The organism is Citrobacter sp. TBCS-15, assembly GCF_005280815.1.
Lineage (GTDB): Bacteria > Pseudomonadota > Gammaproteobacteria > Enterobacterales > Enterobacteriaceae > Citrobacter > Citrobacter werkmanii.
Window position 1 is genome coordinate 31,280 of the sequence record NZ_SZWK01000312.1, and the last position, 23,539, is coordinate 54,818.

Annotated in this window: 25 protein-coding genes and 1 pseudogene; 6 read left to right on the forward strand and 20 right to left on the reverse strand. The window is 54.0% G+C overall.

What is annotated here, in order from left to right; all coding sequences use genetic code 11:
- The first annotated feature begins 9 nt into the window (after positions 1-9).
- Positions 10-951: a fatty acid biosynthesis protein FabY gene (gene fabY, locus FDW96_RS22320; protein ID WP_032940213.1), complete on the forward strand. Its 942-nt coding sequence runs from the start codon at positions 10-12 to the stop codon at positions 949-951.
- Positions 952-965: 14 nt separating this feature from the next.
- Here the strand turns inward: fabY and FDW96_RS22325 are convergent, their stop codons facing one another.
- The 3 genes from FDW96_RS22325 to FDW96_RS22335 form a co-directional block, all read right to left on the reverse strand.
- Positions 966-1,412 carry a type II toxin-antitoxin system HigA family antitoxin gene (locus tag FDW96_RS22325; RefSeq protein WP_137366331.1) on the reverse strand — a complete coding sequence of 149 codons (447 nt, stop codon included), beginning with the start codon at positions 1,410-1,412 and terminating at the stop codon, positions 966-968.
- The gene (locus FDW96_RS22330; protein WP_000558161.1) at positions 1,409-1,720 is read right to left on the reverse strand and encodes a type II toxin-antitoxin system HigB family toxin; all 312 of its coding nucleotides are present in this window, start codon (positions 1,718-1,720) and stop codon (positions 1,409-1,411) included. The genes FDW96_RS22325 and FDW96_RS22330 overlap by 4 nt, the downstream gene beginning before the upstream one ends.
- 85 nt (positions 1,721-1,805) lie before the next feature.
- Positions 1,806-2,735, reverse strand: coding sequence for an alpha/beta hydrolase (locus FDW96_RS22335; RefSeq protein WP_137366332.1), 930 nt, complete (start codon positions 2,733-2,735; stop codon positions 1,806-1,808).
- Between the two features lie 220 nt (positions 2,736-2,955).
- Here FDW96_RS22335 and FDW96_RS22340 point away from each other — a divergent pair.
- Together FDW96_RS22340 and FDW96_RS22345 are read left to right on the forward strand one after the other, a co-directional pair.
- A pseudogene (locus FDW96_RS22340) lies at positions 2,956-3,267 on the forward strand (type II toxin-antitoxin system RelE/ParE family toxin).
- Positions 3,268-3,555 carry a DNA-binding transcriptional regulator gene (locus tag FDW96_RS22345; protein WP_042313514.1) on the forward strand — a complete coding sequence of 96 codons (288 nt, stop codon included), beginning with the start codon at positions 3,268-3,270 and terminating at the stop codon, positions 3,553-3,555. It begins immediately after the preceding pseudogene.
- Positions 3,556-3,598: 43 nt separating this feature from the next.
- On the opposite strand, the gene fdhE is transcribed toward FDW96_RS22345, so the two are convergent.
- Genes fdhE through fdnG form a run of 4 tightly spaced genes read right to left on the reverse strand, consistent with a single transcriptional unit; the run spans position 3,599 to position 9,122 of the window.
- A complete protein-coding gene (gene fdhE / locus FDW96_RS22350; RefSeq protein WP_042313511.1) occupies positions 3,599-4,528 on the reverse strand; it encodes a formate dehydrogenase accessory protein FdhE in 930 nt (309 codons plus the stop codon).
- Complete coding sequence (fdoI, locus tag FDW96_RS22355) at positions 4,525-5,160, reverse strand: formate dehydrogenase cytochrome b556 subunit (RefSeq protein ID WP_042313508.1); 636 nt, start codon at positions 5,158-5,160, stop codon at positions 4,525-4,527. Before fdoI ends, fdhE begins: the two co-directional genes overlap by 4 nt.
- On the reverse strand, positions 5,157-6,059 hold the full coding sequence (fdoH, locus tag FDW96_RS22360; protein WP_042313505.1) for a formate dehydrogenase O subunit beta: 903 nt from the start codon (positions 6,057-6,059) through the stop codon (positions 5,157-5,159). Before fdoH ends, fdoI begins: the two co-directional genes overlap by 4 nt.
- A 12-nt stretch (positions 6,060-6,071) precedes the next feature.
- On the reverse strand, positions 6,072-9,122 hold the full coding sequence (gene fdnG, locus FDW96_RS22365; RefSeq protein WP_137350340.1) for a formate dehydrogenase-N subunit alpha: 3,051 nt from the start codon (positions 9,120-9,122) through the stop codon (positions 6,072-6,074).
- Positions 9,123-9,316: 194 nt separating this feature from the next.
- Between fdnG and fdhD the strand changes: the two genes are divergently transcribed.
- Positions 9,317-10,153, forward strand: coding sequence for a formate dehydrogenase accessory sulfurtransferase FdhD (gene fdhD / locus FDW96_RS22370; protein WP_072276989.1), 837 nt, complete (start codon positions 9,317-9,319; stop codon positions 10,151-10,153).
- Here fdhD and FDW96_RS22375 read toward each other — a convergent pair.
- Together FDW96_RS22375 and FDW96_RS22380 are read right to left on the reverse strand one after the other, a co-directional pair.
- Positions 10,120-10,626 carry a YgjV family protein gene (locus FDW96_RS22375; RefSeq protein WP_137366333.1) on the reverse strand — a complete coding sequence of 169 codons (507 nt, stop codon included), beginning with the start codon at positions 10,624-10,626 and terminating at the stop codon, positions 10,120-10,122. The two genes, fdhD and FDW96_RS22375, sit on opposite strands and share 34 nt — an antisense overlap.
- Positions 10,627-10,684: 58 nt before the next feature.
- Complete coding sequence (locus FDW96_RS22380) at positions 10,685-11,206, reverse strand: Crp/Fnr family transcriptional regulator (RefSeq protein WP_137366334.1); 522 nt, start codon at positions 11,204-11,206, stop codon at positions 10,685-10,687.
- 129 nt (positions 11,207-11,335) lie between these two features.
- On the opposite strand from FDW96_RS22380, the gene FDW96_RS22385 reads away from it, so the two are divergent.
- Positions 11,336-11,548, forward strand: a complete 213-nt coding sequence (locus tag FDW96_RS22385; RefSeq protein WP_042313485.1) for a DUF1471 domain-containing protein — start codon at positions 11,336-11,338, stop codon at positions 11,546-11,548.
- A 56-nt stretch (positions 11,549-11,604) separates the two neighbouring features.
- Here FDW96_RS22385 and FDW96_RS22390 read toward each other — a convergent pair whose 3' ends face one another.
- From FDW96_RS22390 to FDW96_RS22415, 6 genes are all read right to left on the reverse strand, one after another.
- Positions 11,605-13,350: a putative frv operon regulatory protein gene (locus tag FDW96_RS22390; protein WP_137366335.1), complete on the reverse strand. Its 1,746-nt coding sequence runs from the start codon at positions 13,348-13,350 to the stop codon at positions 11,605-11,607.
- Entirely contained in the window at positions 13,350-14,420 is a 1,071-nt protein-coding gene (locus FDW96_RS22395) for an aminopeptidase (protein WP_079225723.1), read from the reverse strand. Before FDW96_RS22395 ends, FDW96_RS22390 begins: the two co-directional genes overlap by 1 nt.
- Complete coding sequence (locus FDW96_RS22400) at positions 14,410-15,855, reverse strand: PTS fructose-like transporter subunit IIBC (protein WP_137366336.1); 1,446 nt, start codon at positions 15,853-15,855, stop codon at positions 14,410-14,412. The genes FDW96_RS22395 and FDW96_RS22400 overlap by 11 nt, the downstream gene beginning before the upstream one ends.
- 10 nt (positions 15,856-15,865) lie before the next feature.
- Positions 15,866-16,312, reverse strand: a complete 447-nt coding sequence (locus FDW96_RS22405) for a PTS fructose transporter subunit IIA (RefSeq protein ID WP_137350344.1) — start codon at positions 16,310-16,312, stop codon at positions 15,866-15,868.
- A 182-nt stretch (positions 16,313-16,494) separates the two neighbouring features.
- The gene (locus FDW96_RS22410; RefSeq protein ID WP_042313473.1) at positions 16,495-16,818 is read right to left on the reverse strand and encodes an AzlD domain-containing protein; all 324 of its coding nucleotides are present in this window, start codon (positions 16,816-16,818) and stop codon (positions 16,495-16,497) included.
- Positions 16,818-17,477 (reverse strand): AzlC family ABC transporter permease, encoded by a 660-nt coding sequence (locus tag FDW96_RS22415; protein WP_061382577.1) that lies wholly within the window; start codon positions 17,475-17,477, stop codon positions 16,818-16,820. Before FDW96_RS22415 ends, FDW96_RS22410 begins: the two co-directional genes overlap by 1 nt.
- 101 nt (positions 17,478-17,578) lie before the next feature.
- Between FDW96_RS22415 and FDW96_RS22420 the strand changes: the two genes are divergently transcribed.
- The gene (locus tag FDW96_RS22420) at positions 17,579-18,127 is read left to right on the forward strand and encodes a helix-turn-helix domain-containing protein (RefSeq protein ID WP_003825255.1); all 549 of its coding nucleotides are present in this window, start codon (positions 17,579-17,581) and stop codon (positions 18,125-18,127) included.
- Between the two features lie 84 nt (positions 18,128-18,211).
- Here the strand turns inward: FDW96_RS22420 and rhaM are convergent, their stop codons facing one another.
- The 5 genes from rhaM to rhaB all read right to left on the reverse strand — a co-directional run bounded on the left by rhaM (position 18,212) and on the right by rhaB (position 23,376).
- Positions 18,212-18,526: an L-rhamnose mutarotase gene (rhaM, locus tag FDW96_RS22425; RefSeq protein WP_061382576.1), complete on the reverse strand. Its 315-nt coding sequence runs from the start codon at positions 18,524-18,526 to the stop codon at positions 18,212-18,214.
- Complete coding sequence (gene fucO, locus FDW96_RS22430; protein ID WP_079225719.1) at positions 18,523-19,671, reverse strand: lactaldehyde reductase; 1,149 nt, start codon at positions 19,669-19,671, stop codon at positions 18,523-18,525. Before fucO ends, rhaM begins: the two co-directional genes overlap by 4 nt.
- A gap of 11 nt (positions 19,672-19,682) precedes the next feature.
- Complete coding sequence (gene rhaD, locus FDW96_RS22435; RefSeq protein WP_137366337.1) at positions 19,683-20,507, reverse strand: rhamnulose-1-phosphate aldolase; 825 nt, start codon at positions 20,505-20,507, stop codon at positions 19,683-19,685.
- Positions 20,508-20,650: 143 nt separating this feature from the next.
- Positions 20,651-21,910 (reverse strand): L-rhamnose isomerase, encoded by a 1,260-nt coding sequence (rhaA, locus tag FDW96_RS22440; protein WP_042313455.1) that lies wholly within the window; start codon positions 21,908-21,910, stop codon positions 20,651-20,653.
- Complete coding sequence (gene rhaB / locus FDW96_RS22445; protein WP_137366338.1) at positions 21,907-23,376, reverse strand: rhamnulokinase; 1,470 nt, start codon at positions 23,374-23,376, stop codon at positions 21,907-21,909. Before rhaB ends, rhaA begins: the two co-directional genes overlap by 4 nt.
- Positions 23,377-23,539: the final 163 nt, after the last annotated feature.

The following is a 23,539-nucleotide window of genomic DNA, read 5'->3' on the forward strand; positions in this document are numbered from 1 at the left end:
AGTACAGCTATGTATCACCTTCGAGTACCGCAAACAGAAGAAGAGTTGGAGCGTTACTACCAGTTTCGCTGGGAGATGCTGCGTAAACCGTTGCACCAGCCAAAAGGCTCCGAACGGGATGCCTGGGACGCAATGGCGCATCACCAGATGGTGGTGGACGAAGAGGGTAATCTGGTCGCGGTAGGGCGTCTGTATATCAATGCGGATAACGAAGCCTCCATACGCTTTATGGCTGTTGACCCCTCCGTGCAGGAGAAAGGGCTGGGAACATTGATGGCGATGACCCTGGAGTCTGTCGCGCGTCAGGAAGGGGTAAAGCGCGTAACCTGTAGCGCCCGTGAAGATGCGGTCGAATTTTTCGCCAAACTGGGGTTTGTGAGCCAGGGAGAGATCACCACACCGCAAACCACGCCGGTGCGCCACTTTTTGATGATTAAGCCCATCGCGACGTTGGACGATATTCTCCATCGCGGCGACTGGTGCGGACAGTTACAGCAAGCCTGGTACGAACATATTCCCTTGAGTGAAAAAATGGGCGTGCGTATTCAACAGTATACCGGGCAGAAATTTATTACGACGATGCCGGAGACGGGTAATCAGAATCCGCACCATACTCTGTTTGCCGGGAGCCTGTTTTCTCTGGCGACATTAACGGGTTGGGGGCTGATCTGGCTGATGCTGCGTGAACGTCATTTGGGGGGAACCATTATCCTTGCCGATGCGCATATCCGCTACAGCAGGCCAATCACCGGGAAGCCGACCGCCATCGCCGACCTGGGCTCGCTGAGTGGTGACCTCGACCGTCTGGCGAGAGGCCGCAAGGCGCGTGTGAAGATGCAGGTCGAGGTATTTGGCGATGACTCGCCTGGCGTCGTGTTTGAAGGCACGTATATTGTGCTACCCGCGAAACCGTTTGGCGCGTATGAAGAGGGCGGAAATGAGGAAGAGTAGCTGGACATATCCAACTACTCGATGAAGGCATCCGCTGGTAGTTTAAAGCGTTGTGTAAGCGCTTTAATATGATTAACCGTTAGTGCTCTGCGGCCATTTAAGATGTTGCTGACGTTCGATTTAGAACCAAGTTCGTTGGCAAGATCTGCTGCTTTGAGACCGTATTGATCCATGAGCGTTCGCAATACTGAAACGCCAGGGGGCGTTTTCTCCAGGTGTTGGTTGAGTGCTTTGAATTGCGGCGCATGTTTTTCGTATTCACTGATTCGGGCACAGAGTAATTCAAATAGTGGGTTTTCAAGATCGTCGTGGTCGACCAGAAACTCCACTAGCGCTAGTGCCCTGCGATACTCATTGTCATTTCGGTCTTCCCCCATCAGTGGGACGCTTTTTACCGCATCGCTGAAGGTATCAACGATCTTTTTTGCGCTGGTTGCATCCATCTGACGATGAGTTCTCATTCTTTATTACCCCGATAATATGCGGTCAGTTTGTCATATTCGGCATGGGAAACGATATGTTTCACAAATATCTTATGTAACCTGAAATCTATGTAGGAAATGAGTCTCAGGCTGTTACCAGAAACATCAATCACCCACCATTTATCTCTGTACTTAAAATTATCCAGTGAAGGAATATACAGCTTCATCTCTTCAGGCTGAGTGAATGTTTTTTTCTCCAGAACATTCAGCAACTCAGTGAGAGCAAGCTCATGGTTTGGATACATGAGCATCGCTTCATTGAACGGTTTTCGGCTGATAACATGCACAATGTAGTTCCATTACAAAGTTTTCAACCTGAAAACAATTTAGCGCAACGTTATCCAGTTTTCAAGTTGAAAACAAAATTGAATTTTAGGTCATTTTGCCTGTTGATGGACTTACAACACGCCAGGCCACATCTCGTATGGCGCTTCGTGCCGCCTGGCTCACACCTCCGAGCTGGAAAAAGCCATGAATGACACCGAGATAGCACTGGCAAGTGCATTCCACACCCTGCTCCTGGAACCGTTGATACAGGGCCTCGCCTTCATCTCGCAGTGGGTCGAATTCAGCTGTAATGATGTGCGTGGATGGCAGACCGGCGAAGTCCTCACGCCAGAGCGGACTGGCTTCAGGATGCAGTGGATCGGTTCGCGGCATATACATCTCGTAGCCCGACAGCAGCGTGTCGCGGGTGATAATGTAATCCTGTCCATTATGGTCATAGCTCGCAAACCTGGCTGTTGCGTCCAGCATCGGGTAGATCAACATAAGCTGCGCAGGTTGCCATTGACGGGCGGCTTTCAGGCGTAGCGCGGTGACCAGCGCCAGATGCCCACCCGCGCTGTCACCGGCAAGCGTAATGTTCTCGCGATCTATCCCCAGTTTCTGGGCATATTTCCAGATAGTATTGGCTCCAGTTTCGGCATCGTTATGTGCGGCCGGGAAGGTGTGCTCTGGTGCAAGTCGGTACTGCGCCGCAATCACGCGACAACGGCTGTAAAAAGCTAACTGCCTTAACTGGTTATCGTGGGTGGCAAAACCACCGCTGACAAAGCAGCCGCCGTGATAATAGATAACGCAGGGGAGATTTCCTGTGCTGCCCCGCGGCGAAACAACGCGAAACGTCATGGCATCGAGTTCAATATCTTCAACTTGTACGCGTGTTTCAGTTTCTCCTGCCAGTGCAGTACTGGCGATGTAGTCTGCTCTCCGGTCATCAATATTCTGCTCGCGTGAAGAAGGGCGTCCCGCCGCGATAAATGCCTCCACTAACTGCGCAATCCCGCTTTCCAGTGCCATTCATTATTCTCCTTGCCTGTATATATATACAGTTTTATAACCTGGATACTCACGAATGAAAATGGGAAAAAAGGGGGCGGGTATGATTCTGGAAAGCAGCTCGCAGATTAAATACCGTCATTGGTTTCTGCGGTTTGAATTCGGTATTGTGAGAAAAATACACTATACGCCATTGACGTATAGTTGATTTCTATTAATATAGTCCAATGGCGTACTCAAAATGCTATTCATAGAAACGGAAATCTTTACTGAAGACGTCAAAAAATTACTGGATGATGATGAATACCGTAGACTACAGATATTCCTTACGATTCAGCCCGATTGTGGCGATCTGATACAAGATACAGGGGGCCTGAGAAAGGTTCGCTGGAGAGCGCGAGGGAAAGGAAAACGTGGCGGTGTAAGGATTATCTACTTTCATCAAATCAGGAAATCATAAATTCGTTTGTTGCTGATTTATCAGAAAGGGATCAAGGATGATCTGACTCCACAGGAAAAAGTACTGCTGCGTATGTTGAATGAGGGGGGGTAAATGGATAAGGCACTATTTGAGCGATTAACTCAAAGTATGATTCAGATGAATGAGATCGCTGAAGGAACGCGGCAGCCTTCTCGTACCTTTCATATTGACGCCATGAAAATAAAGGAAATCCGTCAGTCTTCAGGATTATCACAGACTCGTTTCGCAGATTTGATATCGGTAAGCGTGAATACGTTGCGAAATTGGGAGCAGGGGCGTCGTTCACCGACCGGTCCAGCAAAAGCGTTGTTACGTGCCATTGCCAACGATCCAAAACATGTCATTCAGGCGCTAAGATAATCCCCGGCAGTCTGGTTCACTTGCCGGGGGAAGATCTTACAACTTACTCCCCTTCACCCGGGAACAGGAACGGGTTGATGGAGCTGCGGGCAAAGCCTTCTTGCTCCATGTGGGCGTCCAGCATCAGTGACGCGAGGTCGTCGGCCACGGCCTCGACTTTCGGGTCTTTTTCCTGGTAGAGAATCTTCAGGTAAGTCCCGCAGTCGCCGCAGCTTTCGGCTTTAATTGCCGCCTGCTCGTTATCCAGCGACCAGTAGTTCAAGTCACGGCTCTGTTCGCAGTTGCTGCACTTCACGCGCACCACGTGCCACTCGGTTTCGCACAGGTTGCAATGCAAATAACGCAGCCCCTGAGTCGTACCGATTTGCACTATGCTGGAGACCGGCATCGAACCACATACCGGGCAGAACTGACGCTGTTCACCGTACTCAGCGCGCGCTTTGCCGGGGATCAGACTTGCCATCTGCGCCCAGTAGAGCGACAGAGCGGCCCAAATGAACGGGGCTTTATCGCTACTGACGGAGGCAAAATCTGAGGCAAACAGCGCGCTTGCCATCAGCTCCAGCTCCTGCTCTGAGGCTTTTTCCAGATTCTCGATCACCGCCAGTGCAGGGCCGCTCATTTCTGGCTTCAGCTCAGCAATTAACGATTGCAGCAGTTTTTGCCAGTGCTTGTCACGTGGCAGGACGTGGATATCCAGCGGCGGCTTGCCCTGATCGTTCGCTTCTTTGATACGAGCGGTCAGATCCATCTGCAGCGGATGATCGTACAGTACCACTTCCTGTGCGTGGGCGATCAGCGCGGCAAAGCGCAGATAATCGCCCAGCGGGTTGTTTTCGGCCAGCTCGCGCAGACGTTCAGCGCGGCGGTTATACAAATTTTTGAGTCTGGGGAACAATAACGGCGGAATCATATCCGCCGTGCGTTTCTCGCTCGAACCCAGCTCATCTTGCGGGATTATGCGAATACTCATTCAGATGACTTTTCCTGTTTCTGGCGGACTTCACGGTACCAGCGTGGGTGATGTTTCTTCGCCCACGATTTAGTAACCCATCCTTCCACCATCGCGGTAATGGTGCCTTTCACCCAAAGGGCGGCGTAAATGTGCACCATGATAACCACAATTAACGCTACTGCGGCAAATGAATGCAGCATTAACGCGAATCGGATCACCGGGATTGAGAAAGCAGGCGCAAAATACGGACGCCAGATGATCACTCCGCTCACCAGTAACAGCACCAGGAAGATAATCGCCGCCCAGAATACGCATTTCTGGCCGAAGTTATAACGTCCCGTGTCACCTACTTCCTCGTTGACGACAATCTTACGAATATTCTTCGCCCAAAAGATATCATCCCGATTGATTAGATTGTGGTGCCAGTAACGGAAAAACATGATGATAAAAGAGGCAAACATGATCACGCCGACAAACGGGTGCACAATTCGCGCCAGTTGCGGCGTGCCCATGATGTGCATCAGCCAGTTAAAAGACGGGAAGAGAAAACCCATCCCGCTCACTGCCGCCAGAATAAAGCAGAAGGCGGTTATCCAGTGGTTGATGCGTTCCGGCGCCGTGTAGCGCACGATGGTGTCACGTCGTTTCATTTGCGCACCTCGTCTTTCTCTTCATGCAGATTGTCTTCTTCCTCTTCCGCACGGTTTGGACCCACACCGACGTAGTGGAAGATACTGGCCGCAAACGTCGCTGCGAAGCCGACCGCTGCCAACGGTTTCCAGATGCCTTTCCAGAACTTCACGGTGGCGCTGATTTCCGGGTTCTCCGGCAGACCGTGGTACAGATTCGGCTTGTCGGCATGGTGCAATACGTACATTACGTGCGTACCGCCAACGCCTGCCGGATCGTACAGACCCGCGTTATCGTAACCACGCGTTTTCAGCTCCGCCACGCGCTCACCGGCCAGGGTTTTCATCGACTCTTTCGTGCCGAAATGAATCGCCCCGGTTGGGCAGGTTTTCACGCAGGCCGGTTCTTGCCCGACCACCACACGGTCGACGCACAGCGTACATTTGTACACGCGGTTGTCTTCCGGGTTGAGGCGCGGCACATCGAACGGACAGCCAGCAATGCAGTAGCCGCAGCCGATGCACTGCTCGGACTGGAAGTCGACGATACCGTTGGCATACTGAATGATTGCGCCTTCAGCCGGGCACGCCTTCAGGCAGCCCGGATCGGCGCAGTGCATACAGCCATCCTTACGGATCAGCCACTCAAGTTTGTCGTTCTGTTCCACTTCCGAGAAGCGCATCACCGTCCAGGATTTCGCGGTCAAATCAGCCGGGTTGTCATACACCCCAACGTTGTTGCCCACTTCATCACGGATGTCGTTCCACTCGGAACACGCCACCTGACAGGCTTTACAGCCGATGCAGGTAGTGACGTCGATAAGTTTCGCCACCTCTTCCTGGTGATCCCGCGCCTGAGGCGCGGGGGTGAAACCGTTAGTGGCGGATCGACGAATGATGTCTTGCGATTGATAAGCCATAGGTCGTCTCCGTTACACCTTTTCCACGTTCACGAGGAAGGACTTAAATTCCGGCGTCTGCGTATTCGCATCACCAACGAATGGCGTTAACGTGTTAGCGATAAAGCCTTTTTTCGCCACACCTTCGTAGCCCCAGTGAATCGGAATACCGATAGTGTCGATATCCTTACCGTTAGCCTTCAACGTGCGAATACGTTTGGTCACCACTGCTTTGGCTTTAATATAGCCGCGGTTAGAGGAGACTTTGACGGTATCACCATGAGAGATACCGAGCTTATTCGCCAGCTTCTCGCCAATTTCCACAAACTGTTCCGGCTGGGCGATAGCGTTTAGCAGCGCATGCTTGGTCCAGTAGTGGAAGTGCTCGGTCAGACGATAGGTTGTACCGACATACGGGAATTTATCCGCTTTACCCAGCGCCTCCGCGTCACCTTTAAAGATACGCGCGGCAGGGTTAGAGATAACGTTCGGGTGCAGCGGGTTAGTGCCGAGCGGCGTTTCAAACGGCTCGTAGTGTTCCGGGAACGGCCCTTCCGCCATCTTATCGATAGCAAACAGGCGTCCCATCCCTTCCGGCTGCATGATGAACGGCCCGACGTCAGTACCCGGTGCGGCGGCGCTGTAGTCTGGAATATCCATCCCGCTCCATTTCGCGCCATCCCATTTCAGGATCTGACGTTTCGGATCCCACGGATTCCCCTGCGGGTCTGCGGAAGCACGGTTATAAAGAATGCGGCGGTTAAGCGGCCACGCCCAGGCCCAACCCAGCGTATTGCCAAGGCCCGACGGGTCGGCGTTATCGCGACGCGCCATCATGTTGCCTTCCGGCGTCCAGCTACCGGCAAAAATCCAGCAGCCGCTGGAGGTCGTGCCGTCATCGCGCAGTTGGGCGAACGAGCTGAGCTGTTGGCCTTTCTTGACGATTACCGCGCCGGTTGCCGGGTCGGTAATATCAGCCAGCGCTTTACCGTTACTCTCCATCGCCACTTCTTCCGAAGCCGGCTCATGCGGTGTGGAGTAGTTCCAGGTCATGCTCAGCACCTGTTCCGGGTTTGCACCACCTTGTTCGGCATACATCTTGCGCAGGCGCAGGAAGATACCGGCGAGGATTTCGCCATCGGTTGCGGCAATCCCTGGGGCATCCGCGCCTTTCCAGTGCCACTGCAGCCAGCGACCAGAGTTGACGATCGAACCGTTCTCCTCGGCGAAGCAGGTGGACGGCAGACGGAATACTTCGGTCTGGATTTTTGACGGATCAACATCGTTCGACTCACCATGGTTCTGCCAGAAGGTGGAGGTCTCTGTGTTGAGCGGGTCGATAGTGATCAGATACTTCAGTTTGGACAGTGAAGCCACAACCTTGTTTTTGTTCGGGAATGAGGCGACCGGGTTAAAGCCCTGGCAGATATAGCCATTCACTTTGCCCTGGTTCATCATCTCGAAGTACTGCAGGACGTCGTACCCTTTATCCCACTTCGGCAGCCAGTCGAAGCCCCAGCTATTTTCTGCTGTCGCTTTATCGCCAAAGAAGGCTTTCATCATCGAAACGAAGAATTTCGGGTAGTTGCCCCAGTAGTTTACCTGACCTTCCAGCAATGGTTTTGGCGTGTTGGCGGCAAGGTAGGTTTGCAGGTCGGTCTGTTTTTCGCTTGGCAGCGTCAGATAACCCGGCAGACTCTGTGACAGCAGACCAAGGTCGGTCAGTCCCTGAATGTTGGAGTGACCACGCAGGGCGTTAACACCGCCGCCGGCCATGCCCATGTTGCCGAGGAGCAACTGGATCATCGCCATCGTACGGATGTTCTGCGCACCAACGGAGTGCTGCGTCCAGCCCAGCGCGTACAGGAATGATGCGGTTTTGTCTTTCGCGCTGGTTTCTGCGATGTATTCACAGACCTTCAGGAAATCGGCCTTCGGCGTACCGCAGATATTCTCTACGACCTCCGGTGTATAGCGGGAGACGTGCTGTTTGAGCAGGTTCCATACACAGCGTGGATGTTGCAGAGTCACATCGCGTTTGGCGAAGCCGTTTTCATCCAGCTCATAGTTCCAACTGGTTTTGTCATACTTGCGTTTGTCCGCGTCGTAGCCGGTAAACAGGCCATCTTCGAAGCCAAAATCCTCGCGCACGATCAGGCTGGCGTTGGTATAGGCCTCGGTATATTCGCGGTTGAATTTTTCGTTATTCAGTAGGTACAGCATGACGCCTGACAGGAAGGCAATGTCAGTACCGGAACGAATTGGGGCATAGAAATCAGCCACCGCTGCGGTTCGCGTAAAGCGAGGATCGATGACAATCAGCTTAGCGCCGTTGTGAATTTTCGCTTCCATCGCCCAGCGGAACCCGACCGGGTGAGCTTCAGCGGCGTTACCGCCCATCACCACAACGAGGTTGGCGTTTTTAATGTCGACCCAGTGGTTGGTCATCGCACCGCGACCAAATGTTGGAGCAAGACTTGCTACCGTTGGTCCGTGTCAGACACGCGCTTGGTTGTCGACCGCGAGCATACCCAGCGCGCGGGAGAATTTTTGCGTCAAATAGCCGGTTTCGTTACTGGAAGCGGATGCACACAGCATCCCGGTGGAAAGCCAGCGGTTAACGGTTACGCCTTCGGCGTTTTGTGCAACGTAGTTAGCGTCGCGGTCTTCTTTCATCAGCTTAGCGATGCGGTCGAATGCCTCATCCCAGCTAATTTGCTGCCACTTATCTGAGCCTGGTGCGCGGTATTCCGGGAATTTCAAACGGCTTTCAGAGTGGATGAAGTCCACAAGACCTGCGCCTTTCGGGCACAGCGCGCCGCGGTTCACCGGGTGATCCGGGTCCCCTTCAATATGGAAGATGGATGCTTTGGCGTTTTTTGCTCCGTCACCGAGGCTGTACATCAACAGTCCACAGCCAACGGAACAGTAGGTGCAGGTGTTACGGGTTTCGCGGGTGCGCAGCAGTTTATATTGCCGTGTTTCCGCGAGCGCTACGCCGGGTGCAAAGCCCAGTGCCGCTGCCGTGGTGCCTGCCATACCGCCAGCGCAGATCTTAAAGAACTGCCTTCTGCTGACCTGCATGGTTTGCTCCTTGTTTCGACATTGTCACGTTCCCTTCGCATTTCTGCCATGCCAACGCGTGGGAAGTGGTTGTTATTTTTCTTTGCGGACGGGACCGCAAAGGTCCAGAATTGGGTGAATTTCCCTCCGTCCAGGAGGGATTTGTAAAGAATACCACAATGTTGGTACGCGTGTTCCAATATGGTTAAAAGAAAGTGAATAAGATTATTCAAGAAAACATTAAGAATGTGACATCTACGACAGGATCGCGCCAATTGACTCTCTGGAAGCGCGAGGATTTACAACATCCTCAGCCTGATGAAGTCGCTGAAGAAGTGCCTGTTGCGCTGGTCTATAACGGAATTTCACACGTGGTGATGATGGCGTCACCGAAAGATCTTGAGCATTTCGCGATGGGTTTTTCACTTTCTGAAGGCATTATTGAGTCCCCGCAGGATATTTACGGGATGGACGTGGTTCCTTCCTGCAACGGATTAGAAGTTCAGGTTGAGCTGTCCAGCCGTCGTTTTATGGGATTGAAGGAACGTCGTCGCGCGTTGGCCGGGCGCACCGGTTGTGGTGTTTGCGGCGTGGAGCAGCTCAATGATATTGGCAAGCCGGTCCAGCCGCTGCCGTTTACCCAGACATTCGATCTGGCGAATCTTGATAACGCTTTACGACATCTCAATGATTTTCAACCCGTGGGTCAACTGACAGGCTGCACGCACGCGGCGGCATGGGTGCAGCCTGCAGGTCATCTGGCGGGCGGACATGAAGACGTTGGGCGTCATGTCGCGCTGGATAAACTGCTGGGGCGTCGGGCGCTCGAAGGGGAAACCTGGCAACAGGGTGCGGTATTAGTCTCCAGCCGCGCCAGCTATGAGATGGTGCAGAAGTCGGCAATGTGCGGCGTGGAGATCCTGTTTGCCGTTTCTGCGGCGACAACGCTCGCTGTGGAAGTTGCCGAGCGCTGTAACCTGACGCTGGTGGGTTTTTGCAAACCAGGCAGGGCGACGATCTATACGCATCCGGAGCGTCTGATCGCGAAGTGACGCCACCAGGCGGCCAGGATACTCCCTGAAAATGCCAGTTCCATTATTACGGCAACGGGCGAGCCGACAATCACATTGTTCAGTAGCCAACACAGGCTGCCGCACAATGTGTATCCGCGTAATTTCCCGCTGCGTTTTTGAAACGACGCAAAGGTCATCAGCAGGCTTCCCATCAGCGGCAAAATACTCGACAGATTTTGCCAAAGATAAACGCTACACATCAGCGACCCCAGCATAAATCCCCACATCGCCCAGCGGTGAAACGTGACGATGGCCGTCGCGTAGCGGCATGCGGCAATGATCATTAACCCAGCCGCAGCGTGTTGATCCAAAAGATAGAAATGGATAGCCAACAGGGAAGTGGAACTGGTGAGCAGAGATAAGGTGATAGCCCGGCGCTGAAAATGAAAAGCGGAAATATCCAGCAAAAAGCTGATGCCAGCCAGAATCTGAGAGAGGAGAAATGCGTTCATAATGTGCGCCAACAATTGAAGAGTGACGGGACAATAATCGACGCATCAACGTAAGGCGTTAACCTTTGTTAAGACGCTGGCGAATACGAGACAGGCTAACGGGAGTAATGCCGATATAGTTGGCGAGATCGCGCTGAGTGAGTTGCGACTCCCAGTCCGGGAAGTGTGTTTGTACGTACTGGTAGCGTTGCTCTGGGGTATTGAACAGCAGCATTTGTTCTTTTTTCTCTTTATAGATCAACTGCTGGACCAGTAGCTGGGTCTTAATATCCTGATTTTCCGGCGCATCCAGCAACGCCAGCGGTATTTCACTGGTTTCGCCAGCGGCGATCATTTGCAGACTGTAATCAGCAGGCGTGTTGGTTAGCCAGTTCAGGTACAAAAAGCAGTATTCCCCGGCAAAGTAGAACTCTTTAACCCTTTCAACGCCACTGTCTGCGTGATACACCGCACGTGCAACGCCATGATGTAAAAGATGAATTTTACTTTGTGGTTCACCCTGACGCAGTAACCAACTTCCCGTCGGTTGCGTTTTTCTTCGGCTGCCTGCAAGCCATTGTGATTCCCGATTATGTGACATCTCATCTCTCAAATAATTTGAATAAGACTGGCAAATCATTCCGCTTTTAGTTGTTCGAGTATCAGCCTATTATTTATCACATCAAGGCACGGTGCCTTACTCAAACAACTAAGTTAAAGGGTTTATATCATGAAAAGCATCAAAACTTTTGTCGCAGTTATCGCTCTGGCTACTTCTTTTGGTTCATTCGCTGCTCAGACTGTTACCGCAACCGGTTCTACACTGGAAAGCGCTGAAGCAAACATTGCCGCTCAGGCTGAACGTGCAGGCGCCAGCGATTATAAAATCACCCAGGCTTACACCGGTAACCGCGTGCACATGACCGCTGAACTGCTGAAATAAGATACCTCAGTACTGTAGAAAGAGCGCCTTTGAGGCGCTTTTTTCATTTCCGGCATTCACTGCCCGAGCAATGCGATAAACGCTTTATAGTCTTTCAACCCTGCAATCATCTCTGCCGGGTGGCTGCTCAACACGCTGGATAAATAACTGAAGATTTTTAGTTCATGTCGCGCTTCGGCAGCGGCACAGGCGATCAGCACATGGCTGACCGGTTCGTTATTCACCAAAATAGGGTGCGCGAGGGTGATAAAGAAACCACGAAAGCGACGCTCCTGTTCACTCCAGCAGTGAGGAATCGCCAGACGATTCACTATCAGGTTTTCACCTTCATGTTCCCGGGCGCAAATGCGTAGCGCTTCGTCCTCGGTGATGTGGCCCTGTGCCACAAGCTGGCCGCAGATCCGGCCAATGATGCTCTGCCAGCTTTCGCCACTCGTATTGGCGTAATGAAAACTGCCCTGCTGTAAAAAGAATCGTTCGGGCTGCTGGCGTATAAAGGCCGTTGCGAGGAAGTGTTTTATCTGCTCGGTACCCGCCGCGGTGATAATGTTTTTGATAGTTAATGTATTTTTTAGAGATTCATCAAGCAGATAGTGGCTATTATTGATGATTAACAGCGGGGTGATTTCTTCACTGATGGCGCTGACCTCACTCGTATTTCGCGCAATGATCACCCGACAATTCAGTACGTCTCTCTCAATGGCCTGTTGGTTAACAGTGGCGATAGCATTCTGGTCGGATAACAAAATGATCGGCTGACGCTCGTTTTGGTGCCGCTCCAGCGCACAGGCGAAGTAAAGTCCGATGAGATCGCTATCGAACAGCGGAATATCCAGTTTTTCGCGCAACAGGGCAATAAAACGCAGACTTAAATCGAAGGCGGCAGGCCAGGTAGACTTCAGGTTATGCATACTGCTCTGGCGATGTTCCGGTACCCAGACTGGGGCAGAGACGCATCTCAGCAGGTGGCCGGTAATATTATCAACCAGTTGGCTATCGATAACGTTCAGCGCGGCGATGCCGGGAACACTTTTTAATAACGAAGTCACCGTCCCGGTCGAGATGGTCATGGCCTGTCGTTGTCTGATTTCCAGAAGGCCGATCAGTGTTCTGAAGGCGTTCTCACCCAGGTAAACACCTCCTTGTTCCACTGCGTTTTTCAGTGATGCATACCGACATTCTGGCCATGATCCGCAGAGCTGATTACGCAGGGCGTAGACTGCCAGCACCAGGCTTGCCAGGTACTCTCCCGAGATGAGCGGAAATTCATTAAGGTTTTCACATGCTGCATTGAGCCTGTCGATATTGTCGCGGGTAATACCCGGCAGCGGAATCAACAGCGGATCTTTTTTCAGCAGATTCGCCAGCAAGATAATGCGCTTTTCTTCCGGTTCATCAATGAAATGACCGACGCCTGGGCGGCTGGCAAGACAAAAGGCGCGCTCATAGCGTTGTTTGAGACGCGGCAGCCTGTCGGCAACCCAGGTTTCGGGTAAATTCAGCGTCGAGGCGAGCTGAAGGCGGGGGGTAAAAGGGTTCAGCAATAATATCGCCAGCAGTCGGTCATCATTATCATGGCGTTGCAGAAGCTGAAAATAACCGCGCCTGTCGACGATATCCAACTGATATCCCGCACTGCCCCCTGGCTGGATGCGGGCCTTACCGCTGAGCGTAAAATTGAGGTAGTCAAGATCGCGCAGGATGGTTCTGCCCGAAACGCCAGTTTGCCGCGCCAACTCGCCCAACGAATACGGCTGCTGTTCGAGGAGATCGACAATTTTCAACTGGCGTTCACTGAGCATCAGATTGACTCGCGAAAATCGGTGAAGGCTTTAACGTTATCCGCCGTCAGCGAGACCAGCAGCTCGCGGACCAGAGTGAACAGCGCGTCATAATCTTTCGCCGAAATCATACCGCTATTGGCGTGCAGATAGCGGGTCGGCAGGCACAGCGCAGCCACCGGACGACCGCCGCCCATCACATTATAGCGTCCGCCGTCCGTCGCACCGGTTTTCATGGTGCAGAACTGTAAAGGAGCCCCGCTGAGCTTAGCGCTCTCTTTCAACGCGGCAACCAGTCGCTGATTGGGAAAGTAGCGCTTATCAAACAGCATCAGCCCCGGACCATCGCCGAGCTTCAGCGGATATTTGATGCTATCAATGCCGGGAACGTCGCCCGCCACCGCCGTATCCAGCACGATAACCACGTCGGGTTTGATATGCTCCGCCGAGGTTTGCGCCCCGCGCAGCCCGACCTCTTCTTCCACGCTGCCGACGCCGTACAGGATGATCTCCGGGTTATCCACTGCCTGTAATAGCTCCGCCATCAGGGCGCAGCCGACGCGGTTATCCAGCGCTTTGCCGACGATTTTATCATCGCCCCAGCGGGCGAAATTGGCCTCCGGACTGATGAAATCGCCGACCGCAACTCCCTGTTTTTCTACCTCTTCACGGCTGTTCGCGCCAATATCAATGAACATCTCATCAAAAGAGAGCGGCTGCTGTTTTTGTTTCTCCGTGAGGGCATGTGGCGCAACGGAGCCGATCACGCCGGGTATTTTAGCCCCCGCGCGAGTGCGAACAGTGACCCGATGGTTAAGCATCGACTGGTTCCACCAGCCGCCGATGGTGGTAAAGCGGATAAAACCGCCCTCGTCGATATGCGTCACCATAAAGCCGACTTCATCCATGTGCCCGACGATGGCCACTTTCGGCCCGCGCTCACCTTTGCGGGCGACAAAACTGCCGAGGCCGTCAAAGGTGATTTCATCGACGCCGGATTCCAGCGCATTAATGAGAACGGAGCGAACTTCCTGCTCATCGCCGCTGACGGCGCTGGCTTCGCATAACTGCTGTAGTAACTCAATGTTCATGGGCAAGCTCCTGCTGCGCGGCTTTACGTTTCAGCCACAATCCTTTCAGGATGATAATTAACGAAATGTTCAGCGCCAGACCGATAGCCAGCACCAGATAAAATGACCCCACTGGCGACATCAGGCCAATCAGTGGATCAAAGATACCTAACCCCGGCGCGAGCCGTTTGATTCCGAAGGCGATCACCAGCATGCCGGTAATACCGCCGGAGAGCGTATTGGCAGTAATCATCGGCAGCGGCGCGGCCAGCGCGTAAGGAATAGCCGGTTCGGTGGCGACGGTTGCCCCCACCACAATCGCGCTGCTGGCGGCTGCCTTCTCCTGCTGGGTAAACAGTTTTGGCGCTAAATAGGTAGCGATACCTGCTGCGACGGGCGGCATCAGCGCCACCACGCCGACGATGGCGTACCAGTCATAGATATGTTTTTCCAGCAGCGAGAAACAGAAGAACCACGCGGTTTTGTTGATTGGCCCGCCCATATCAAACGCCAGCATCGCGCCGACGAGAAAGGCTGCGCCCATTTTCATTGATGGCGGAATGGTGTTCAGGAAGTGCAGCAGGCCGCTCATGATATCGGACATCACCGGGCCGATGACGTAATAAGTCAGTACGCCAAACACCAGCAGTGTGACAAACGGGATCAGCATCGAGCCGAGCAGCGGCTGGAGCGCTTTGCCGAGGCGCACCTTGCGAAACCACAAGACGAAGTAGCCGATTGCCAGCCCCAGCACGACCGCGCCGAGAAATCCCGCGCCGGATTGCGTCCCCAGTAGCCCTTTATCGTTCGCCAGATAGCACACGAGGAACGCCGGGGCGAACGCCGGTTTATCGGCAATAGACCAGGCGATGTACGCGCCCATTATGGGGATCATAAAGGTGAAGCCCAGATAGCCGATGGATTCGACGATCCAGGTAAACGACGGCGCGCCCTTTGACATGTCGGTATAGGGCAAACCGAACTGCACTAGCATATTGGCGATGGCGACCAGAATACCGCCGCCGATAACAAACGGCAGCGCGGCGGAGACGCCCGCCATCAGGTGACTCATCACGCTACCCTGCTGCACATCCTGTTTGCCCAGCTTTACGCCGCTATCGGCGGTAAACAGCTGCGAATGTGAAGGCAACTGCGTAAAAATCTGGTCGATATTTTTCAGCGCCTGAGAAATGGCGATTTCATAGACCTTTTTCCCTGTGAAGCGCGCGCGGTCTTCACCGCTTAAGCCGCGGCCTGTTGCCAGAATCACGTAATCCGCGGCGGCAATCTCTTCACTGGTCAGACGGTTTTCCACGCCGCTTGAGCCCTGGGTTTCGACTTTAATGGTATGGCCAAGCGAACGCGCTTTTTGCTCCAGCGCTTCCGCCACCATATAGGTGTGGGCGATTCCCGCAGGACAGTTGGTGATCGCCACTAAACGCAAGGATGACTCCATAGCCGCTTCCTTATGAGGTTAAGGTCTGATTGAGCAGGGCAAGCACCTGACCGACGTCGCCCTGTTTCAGCTGGTTGATGAAATCCTGATGGATAATTTTGCGGCACAGGGTGCCGATGATTTTGACCTGATCGTCCTCGCCGGTTTGCGGCACGCCGAGGCAAATCCAGCAGTTGACGTCTTCGCCGTCGCTGGCCTTCCAGTCGACGTTTTCTGATTTACGCGCGAACAGGACGAAAGGCTGCTTAACACAGGCGCTTTTGCCGTGCGGGACGGCAATGCCCGAACCAAAGCCGGTGGAGTGCAGCTTTTCGCGCAGCAGCAGCGTTTGCAAAAACTGATGACGATCGCTGACGTAGCTGTTATCAAAAGCGATATTCGCCAGCTGTTTGAGGATAGAATAAACGCTATTTCCCTGAATATTCAGGTCAATGCAGTTAGCTGTAAGGGCTGCCATGGTGAGACTCCGTTAAAACCTGTTTCATACGATTTTAACGGTGAGACGATGAAGAGATGAGCGGCAATATGTCAGCGTGCAGTGACAATTTGAGGCCGAGTTAGCGCGTGGTTTTGTGGGGTAAAACACACAATGCTACAGGCGATTACCCTGATGAATATTTCGTCAGGGTCGTTATATTATTAGTGTATTCCCGCCATCCTCAACAGCGCCGTCACCACGGCCGCAGCAATGATTACCACGATCAACGGCATTTTACGCCAGGCGAGAAAGACCGCGAAGCCAACCCCAAGAACGCGCGCCATTCCAGCAAAGTGTTCACCTTCATAAAAAGTAGTCGCCAGCGCGACGGAGAACAGCAATACCGTTGCGGCATCAGAAAGCAGCGCCTGCGAGCGTTCTGAAAACGCTAAACGGCTCCCAAGCTTCGCTCCCCCTAAACGCATTAAATACGTTCCCAGAGATAACATGGCGATACCAACGATAAACAGCGTCATGTTGCCCATTATTTTTTCCTCGTCAGTAAGCCAAACAGTGAGAGCAGAACCGGTAAACCCACCGGCGCAAAGGGAATGGCGGCAAGCGACAGCGCGGCACCGCTGCAGGCGCGGATCAGCGTGGTGCGGTTTTTAAAGGCCGGGACCACTAAGGCCAACAAAATGGCAGGGAAAACGGCATCCAGACCGATGGTTTCTGGGGCCGGGAGCAGTTTGCCGACACCTGCGCCAATCAGCGTGCCAATCGGCCAGAATAGGGCGACGCCCAGACCGCATAGCCAGTAGGCGGCTTTACGCTGTTCCGGCGTTTTTTGCGACAGGCCAAACACCACGCTTTCGTCGTTCATGATATGGCAGCCGAGGAGGCTGGCGACACGAGAGCCTACCAGGTCACGCACCGTAACGCCAAAAGGTACGTGTCGGGCGTTCACCAGTAAACCGGCAGCCGCAGCCGCCAGTGGGTTACCGCCGCTGGCGACGATGCCGATAAACATAAACTCGGATGCGCCCGCCAGCACCGTAATAGAAAGCACAAATGGTACCCACAGCGGGAAACCGTAGGCCATCGCCAGCGAGCCATATGACATGCCGACAACGCCGACGGCCAGACAGACGAGAAATATTGCTTTCAGCGTGTCGCCTTTGAGACAGGAAAAATAATGTTTCATACCATTTTAGCCATATCGAACGAATTTCCATTATAATGAACGCAACAATTTAGCTTTACAAGTCGAACGATTCGTTCGATATAAAAAACATGGAGTCGTGAATGACCCAGCCCATCAGTATGATCGCGAAAAGCCTGGTGCGTGAACGTCAGCGCACCGGTTTGTCACTGGCAGAGATTGCCCGCCGCGCGGGGATTGCAAAATCGACGCTCTCACAGTTGGAAGCGGGTAATGGCAATCCTAGCCTGGAAACGCTGTGGTCGCTGTGTGTGGCGTTGGATATCCCTTTTGCGCGCCTGCTGGAGCCGCAAGAGCAAAAAACGCAGGTGATTCGCCGCGGCGAAGGGACAAAAGTCGTGGCGGAACAGGCCCACTATCAGGCCATTTTACTGGCCGCCTGCCCACCGGGCGCGCGGCGGGATATCTATCTGCTGCTGACGCAACCGGGCGCGGATCGTATTTCACAGCCGCATCCACCGGGATCGGTTGAACATATTATCGTGACGCAAGGTAAGGCGATGGTGGGATTGACGGAAGCGCCGGAAGAGTTAGGTGAGGGCGACTACATTTGTTACCCCGCCGATCGGGCGCATATCTTTAAAGCACTGGAGCCTGACACCCAGGCGATTCTGGTTTCTGAGCAGAATTGAAATTGCCGGATGGCGCTATCGCTTATCCGGCCTACAAAAAATAAAACCGTGTGCCCGGTAAGCTTGCGCCACCGGGCACACGACTTACTGCAGATAGAACACCTCTTTTAGCTCTGCGCTGAGCGGGCTGTTGTCCGGGTTGGCTGGCATAACGTCGCGCATATGTTTCCACCAACGCTGGCAAACGTCGGTGCTGGCAACGGCATTCCAGCGCTCCTCGGACTCAATCTCAACGGTGGCGAACAGCAGATTACGCTCCTGATCAAGATAAATCGCGTAGTGATGGGCGCCGTGTTGTTTCAGTACTAATTCCAGCTCAGGCCAAATGGGATTATGACGACGCTGGTACTCAACGTGCGCGTCGGCATTCACCTGCATCACAAACGCTTTGCGGATCATAACGCCTCCAGATATAGCTCGCGGACTTCATCGCGACTGGCGGTGCGTGGGTTACATGGCGCACACGGATCGGCCAATGCTTTATCCAACCAGCCTTCAATATCTTCTTTGGTCACGCCAAGCTGGCTGAAACCGGCTGGAATACCTACCCGCTTGCTCAGGGCGCGAATGGCGTTAATGGCTTCCATGCTTGCCGCTTTATCGCTCATGCCGCGGGTATCGACGCCCATCGCCTGCGCCACGCGGGCAAAGCGAGCCTCGGCGTTTGGGCGGTTAAAGTTTTCGATTACTGGCAGCAGGATGGCATTGCAGACGCCGTGCGGCAGGTTGTGGGTTGCGCCCGGCTGGTGCGCCAGCGCATGCACCAGACCCAGACCGGCGCTGTTAAATGCCATACCCGCCAGATACTGACCAAATGCCATTTGTTCACGGGCTTCGAGGTTATGACCATCGTCAACCGCTTTCGGTAGCCACAGATTGATTAAGCGAATCGCTTCCAGCGCGTTGGCGTCAGTGAGTGGATGCGCGCCGACGGAAACATAGGCTTCCACCGCGTGCGTCAGGGCGTCCATACCGGTTGCGGCGGTAACGGAAGCCGGGATTTCCAGCATCACGCTGGCATCATCCACGGCGATATCCGGGATGATGTTCGGGTCGATGATCACCTCTTTAACCTTGCGAGCAGAGTCGATAATCACCGCATTGCTGGTCATTTCTGCAGCTGTACCGGCGGTGGTATTGATGGCGACCAGCGGAACGCCGGCATTTTTCACTTTGCCCACGCCGGAGTATGCGGTAGAAGGACCCGGGTTGGCGGTCAGGATTTTCACCGCTTTAGCGGTATCGATCGGGCTGCCGCCGCCGAAGGCGATAATGTAGTCACATTCTGCGCTCTTATACGCCGCAAAACCTTTCTGCACCAGCTCTTCTGTCGGGTTTGGGAATACCTCATCAAACAGGTGGTAAGACATTTGATGTTCATCCAGCGCGGCAAACAGGCTGTCCAGCAGGCCCAGCTTCACCAGTTGACCATCGGTGACGATCAGCGCTTTGCCCCATTGCTTATTCGCCACGAGGTTCACCATATCGGCAATCGCTCCAGCGCCATGCAGGCTAATTTTGGGTAGTGCTAACATAAAGCTCATCACTATTCTCCTTATAATGCTAGTGCGCTTGCCAGCGGAGTCACGCCAAAACGTTTGCCGAGTGCGACCAGTTCTTCACGCGTGATGGTCTGCTTCATACCGCCCATCGAATAGATTTTGACTAAAACTTCTGCTGATTTCTCTGCGGTGTCGATCAAACCGAATGCTTCATCGAGAGAGGGGCCGCTGCCGAACACGCCATGGAACGGCCAAAGAACAAGCGAATGCTTCTGCATTTCCTGCGCGGTCGCCTGGCCGATTTCATCCGTACCCGGCACCATCCACGGCAAAATGCCGACGCCATCCGGGAACACCACCAGGCACTCGGTGCTGCCTTCCCACAGTTTGCGCGTCATCAGCGCGGTGTCGTTTTCCAGCACATAGGTCAGGGCGATCAGGTTGGTGGCGTGACAGTGCATGATCACGCGATCTTTGCCGTTCGTCGCTTTAATACGTTCGCAGTGAGAGAGGAAGTGAGCCGGCAATTCGGAGGTTGGTACCGCTTCGTGGGTCAGGCCCCAAAGGATGTGATAGCCCGCGCCGTCGCTGTCCACTTTCACTACGCCTAAATTTGCCGCCGGATCGAGCTGAACGTTACGGAAAAATTTACCCGAGCCGGTGACGATAAAGGACGTATTCGCCAGCAACGGCATAGGCTGACTCAGCGCAATATAGCGCGGTTTTTCGTGAAAGTCGGCGCTAAATGGCGCGATGTCTGCTTCATCCAGCCGCAGCGTCAGGTTGCCGCCGTTACGCTCGTCCCAGCCTTTTAGCCACGCATCAGAAGTGGCTTTGATCATCCCCTGGACGAACCAGGAAGTAGTAATGTTTTGCATCTTCGGTGTTCCTGTTTATTGCCCGAACGTTATCGGGTCTTACGTAGGCCGGATAAGCGCAGCGCCATCCGGCAATCATGTTTCATTTACTGCCGGATGGCGACGCGAGGCGTCGTATCCGGCCTACAGATCAGGTGTCGCAATCAGCTACGTTTGCTCAGGATCTCTTTTTCATAAGCGCGAACGCTGTCCAGCCACTGGCTGCCCGCTGGCGTGTCGTGGCGCTGGCAATACATTTCCCAAACGGCCTGCCATGGCAGTGATTTTTGCTCTTCCAGCAGCGCCAGACGTGCGGTGTAGTCGCCGCTGGCTTCGAGCTGACGCAGTTGCTCGGTTGGTTCTAACAACGCGCGCAGCAGGGCTTTTTTCATATTGCGGGTGCCGATAACCCACGCGGCGATGCGGTTAATAGAGGCGTCGAAGAAGTCGAGACCGATGTGTACGCGGTCAAACAGGTTGTGGCGGACGATCTCGCTGGCAATCGCCTGAGTTTCATCATCCAGCAGCACCACGTGATCGCTGTCCCAGCGCACCGGACGACTGACGTGCAGCAGCAGGCGCGGTACATACAGCATGGCGGCGGAGATTTTGTCGGAAATCACTTCAGTTGGATGGAAGTGACCCGCATCCAGGCACAGCGCAGTCTGGCGGCTGGTGGCGTAGCCCATATAGAACTCGTTGGAGCCGACGGTGTAGCTTTCGGCACCGATGCCAAACAGCTTGCTCTCAACGGCGTCGATATGGTGCGCCGGGTCGAGTTTCTCGCTGATCACTTCGTCCAGTGCTTCCAGCAGGCGCTGGCGCGGCGCTAAACGGTCAACGGTGATATCTTTCATACCGTCCGGGATCCAGATGTTCATCACCGACGGTGTACCCAACTGCTCGCCAAAATACGCCGAGACGCGACGGCTGGCTTTGCAGTGATCGATCCAGAACTGGCGAATGTGGTCATCGGCGTGGGCCAGCGTGAAGCCGTCGGCGCTCAGTGGGTGAGAAAAGCAGGACGGATTGAAATCCAACCCTAACTGGTTTGCTTTCGCCCACTCAACCCAGTTTTTGAAGTGTTCCGGTTTGATTTGGTCGCGGGCAACCGGCGTATCAGATTCCAGATAGATCGCATGCAGGTTCAGACGTTTTGGTCCCGGTATCAGGCTCAGCGCCTGCTCAAGATCGGCACGCAGTTCGGTCGCGTTGCGCGCTTTGCCCGGATAGTTGCCGGTAGCCTGAATTCCGCCAGTGAGCGAGCCTTCCGGGTTTTCGAAACCGGCGACGTCATCGCCCTGCCAGCAGTGCATGGAGACCGGCAGACGATCGAGCTGGCGTAAGGCCGCCTCGACATCAATACCTACCGCGGCGAAACGCAGTTTTGCCAGTTCCCAGGCTTGTTCAAGTTGAGTGGTCATGCGCAAAGCTCCTTTGTCTGTCGTAGTGATTGAAACTGCGCCTGGTAGCGGGCAATTTCACTTTCCGGATTGGGAATGAAGGTGGTCAGGTCGTAGTTGGCGCGCACTACCTGACGGAAATCATCGACGTTGTTAAGCTCGTCCAGCGCCATCAACTGGATGCCGATGTTGCCGAGCGTGGAGGCCTCAATCGGGCCGGACATAACGCGAATACCGCAGGCATCCGCGCACAGCTGATTCAGTAACGCGTTCTGGCAACCGCCACCAACAATGTGCAACTGGCTAAACGCTGCACCACGCAGGTCTGCTAACTCTTGCAGAATGTCGGCATACAGCAGAGCCAGGCTGTCGAAGATGCAGCGCGCCAGTTCGGCGTTTTGCAGTGGAACAGGTTGGCCTGATTCACGACAGGCCGCCTGAATTTCCGCACTCATATCGTCGGGGTTGATAAAGCGATCGTCGTTCGGGTTTATCAGGAACTGGCAGGCTGGCAGCGCTTGCGTTTCGGCGATAAGCGTTGGCAGATCGTCGATCTGGCGCTCTTTTAATACGCGCTGGAGCAGCCATAGTCCCATGATATTTTTCAGTACCCGGTAGCGCCCTTCCGCGCCGCCTTCGTTGGTGATATTCGCCGCCAACGCCGCATCGTTGGTATACGGTGTGCTGCTCTCAAACCCCATCAGCGACCAGGTGCCGGAAGAGAGATACGCGCTGTTTTTATCGGCGAGCGGCGAAGCAATGACCGCGCTGGCTGTGTCGTGACTGGCAACCGCCACGACCGGAATTTGATTTTTCTGCGGGCAAATCCAGTGGCCAATGACGTTCCCCGGATGCGTCGGGCGACCAAACCAGGCTTTGTCTGCCCCGGTCCACGCCAGCAGCGTGTCATCCCAGTCGTCGGTATTGATATTGACTAACTGGGTGGTGGTGGCATTGGTGTATTCCCAGTTCATTTCACCGGTCAGGCGAAAGCTGAAGTAGTCGGGGATCAGCAGGGCATGCGCCACCTGCGGAATCAGTTCTGGTTGCTGTTCAACCAGCGCGCGCAACTGATACAAGGTGTTAAAAGGCAGAAACTGAATACCGCTACGACGGTAAATTTCATTTTTACCCGGCTGCTTCATCGCCTGCGCCATAATGCCCGTCGTGCGGTTGTCACGGTATGAGACCGGCAGACCGACGCGCTGACCGGCGTTATCGACCAGCACGTAATCCACCCCCCAGGTATCAATGCCGATGCTGTCTATCCGAATGCCTTCATCGCAGACTTTCTTCAGACCCAGACGAATGTCGTTTTCCAGGCTGTCGATGTCCCAGGTGTCAAAACCGTCCGTTTTTTGCAGGCAGTTAGTGAAGCGGTGGATTTCACGCAGCGTCAGGGTGCGGTGTTCACTGTCGTAACGCGCCAGCATTACGCGCCCGCTGGATGCGCCGAGATCGACAGCGACACAATGGCGAAAAGTCATAGCGAGGTCCTTCTGAGTTTTATTGCACTCAGTCTAAGAACCCCGAATAAGGCCTACCTTCTCAACAGTGACAGGCACAATTAGCGGCTGGCAACATGGCAAAGGTGAACGTGATGATGTTCACAGTTTCTACTCATGGGGCGGATTCGGGCAGATGTGACGC

Coding starts and splice junctions, on each gene's coding strand:
- fabY (WP_032940213.1), top strand. CDS start 10: ATGTATCACCTTCGAGTACCGCAAACAGAAGAAGAGTTGGAGCGTTAC.
- FDW96_RS22325 (WP_137366331.1), bottom strand. CDS start 1,412: ATGAGAACTCATCGTCAGATGGATGCAACCAGCGCAAAAAAGATCGTT.
- FDW96_RS22335 (WP_137366332.1), bottom strand. CDS start 2,735: ATGGCACTGGAAAGCGGGATTGCGCAGTTAGTGGAGGCATTTATCGCG.
- FDW96_RS22345 (WP_042313514.1), top strand. CDS start 3,268: ATGGATAAGGCACTATTTGAGCGATTAACTCAAAGTATGATTCAGATG.
- fdhE (WP_042313511.1), bottom strand. CDS start 4,528: ATGAGTATTCGCATAATCCCGCAAGATGAGCTGGGTTCGAGCGAGAAA.
- fdoI (WP_042313508.1), bottom strand. CDS start 5,160: ATGAAACGACGTGACACCATCGTGCGCTACACGGCGCCGGAACGCATC.
- fdoH (WP_042313505.1), bottom strand. CDS start 6,059: ATGGCTTATCAATCGCAAGACATCATTCGTCGATCCGCCACTAACGGT.
- FDW96_RS22375 (WP_137366333.1), bottom strand. CDS start 10,626: ATGAACGCATTTCTCCTCTCTCAGATTCTGGCTGGCATCAGCTTTTTG.
- FDW96_RS22380 (WP_137366334.1), bottom strand. CDS start 11,206: ATGTCACATAATCGGGAATCACAATGGCTTGCAGGCAGCCGAAGAAAA.
- FDW96_RS22385 (WP_042313485.1), top strand. CDS start 11,336: ATGAAAAGCATCAAAACTTTTGTCGCAGTTATCGCTCTGGCTACTTCT.
- FDW96_RS22390 (WP_137366335.1), bottom strand. CDS start 13,350: ATGCTCAGTGAACGCCAGTTGAAAATTGTCGATCTCCTCGAACAGCAG.
- FDW96_RS22395 (WP_079225723.1), bottom strand. CDS start 14,420: ATGAACATTGAGTTACTACAGCAGTTATGCGAAGCCAGCGCCGTCAGC.
- FDW96_RS22400 (WP_137366336.1), bottom strand. CDS start 15,855: ATGGAGTCATCCTTGCGTTTAGTGGCGATCACCAACTGTCCTGCGGGA.
- FDW96_RS22405 (WP_137350344.1), bottom strand. CDS start 16,312: ATGGCAGCCCTTACAGCTAACTGCATTGACCTGAATATTCAGGGAAAT.
- FDW96_RS22410 (WP_042313473.1), bottom strand. CDS start 16,818: ATGGGCAACATGACGCTGTTTATCGTTGGTATCGCCATGTTATCTCTG.
- FDW96_RS22415 (WP_061382577.1), bottom strand. CDS start 17,477: ATGAAACATTATTTTTCCTGTCTCAAAGGCGACACGCTGAAAGCAATA.
- FDW96_RS22420 (WP_003825255.1), top strand. CDS start 17,579: ATGACCCAGCCCATCAGTATGATCGCGAAAAGCCTGGTGCGTGAACGT.
- rhaM (WP_061382576.1), bottom strand. CDS start 18,526: ATGATCCGCAAAGCGTTTGTGATGCAGGTGAATGCCGACGCGCACGTT.
- fucO (WP_079225719.1), bottom strand. CDS start 19,671: ATGAGCTTTATGTTAGCACTACCCAAAATTAGCCTGCATGGCGCTGGA.
- rhaD (WP_137366337.1), bottom strand. CDS start 20,507: ATGCAAAACATTACTACTTCCTGGTTCGTCCAGGGGATGATCAAAGCC.
- rhaA (WP_042313455.1), bottom strand. CDS start 21,910: ATGACCACTCAACTTGAACAAGCCTGGGAACTGGCAAAACTGCGTTTC.
- rhaB (WP_137366338.1), bottom strand. CDS start 23,376: ATGACTTTTCGCCATTGTGTCGCTGTCGATCTCGGCGCATCCAGCGGG.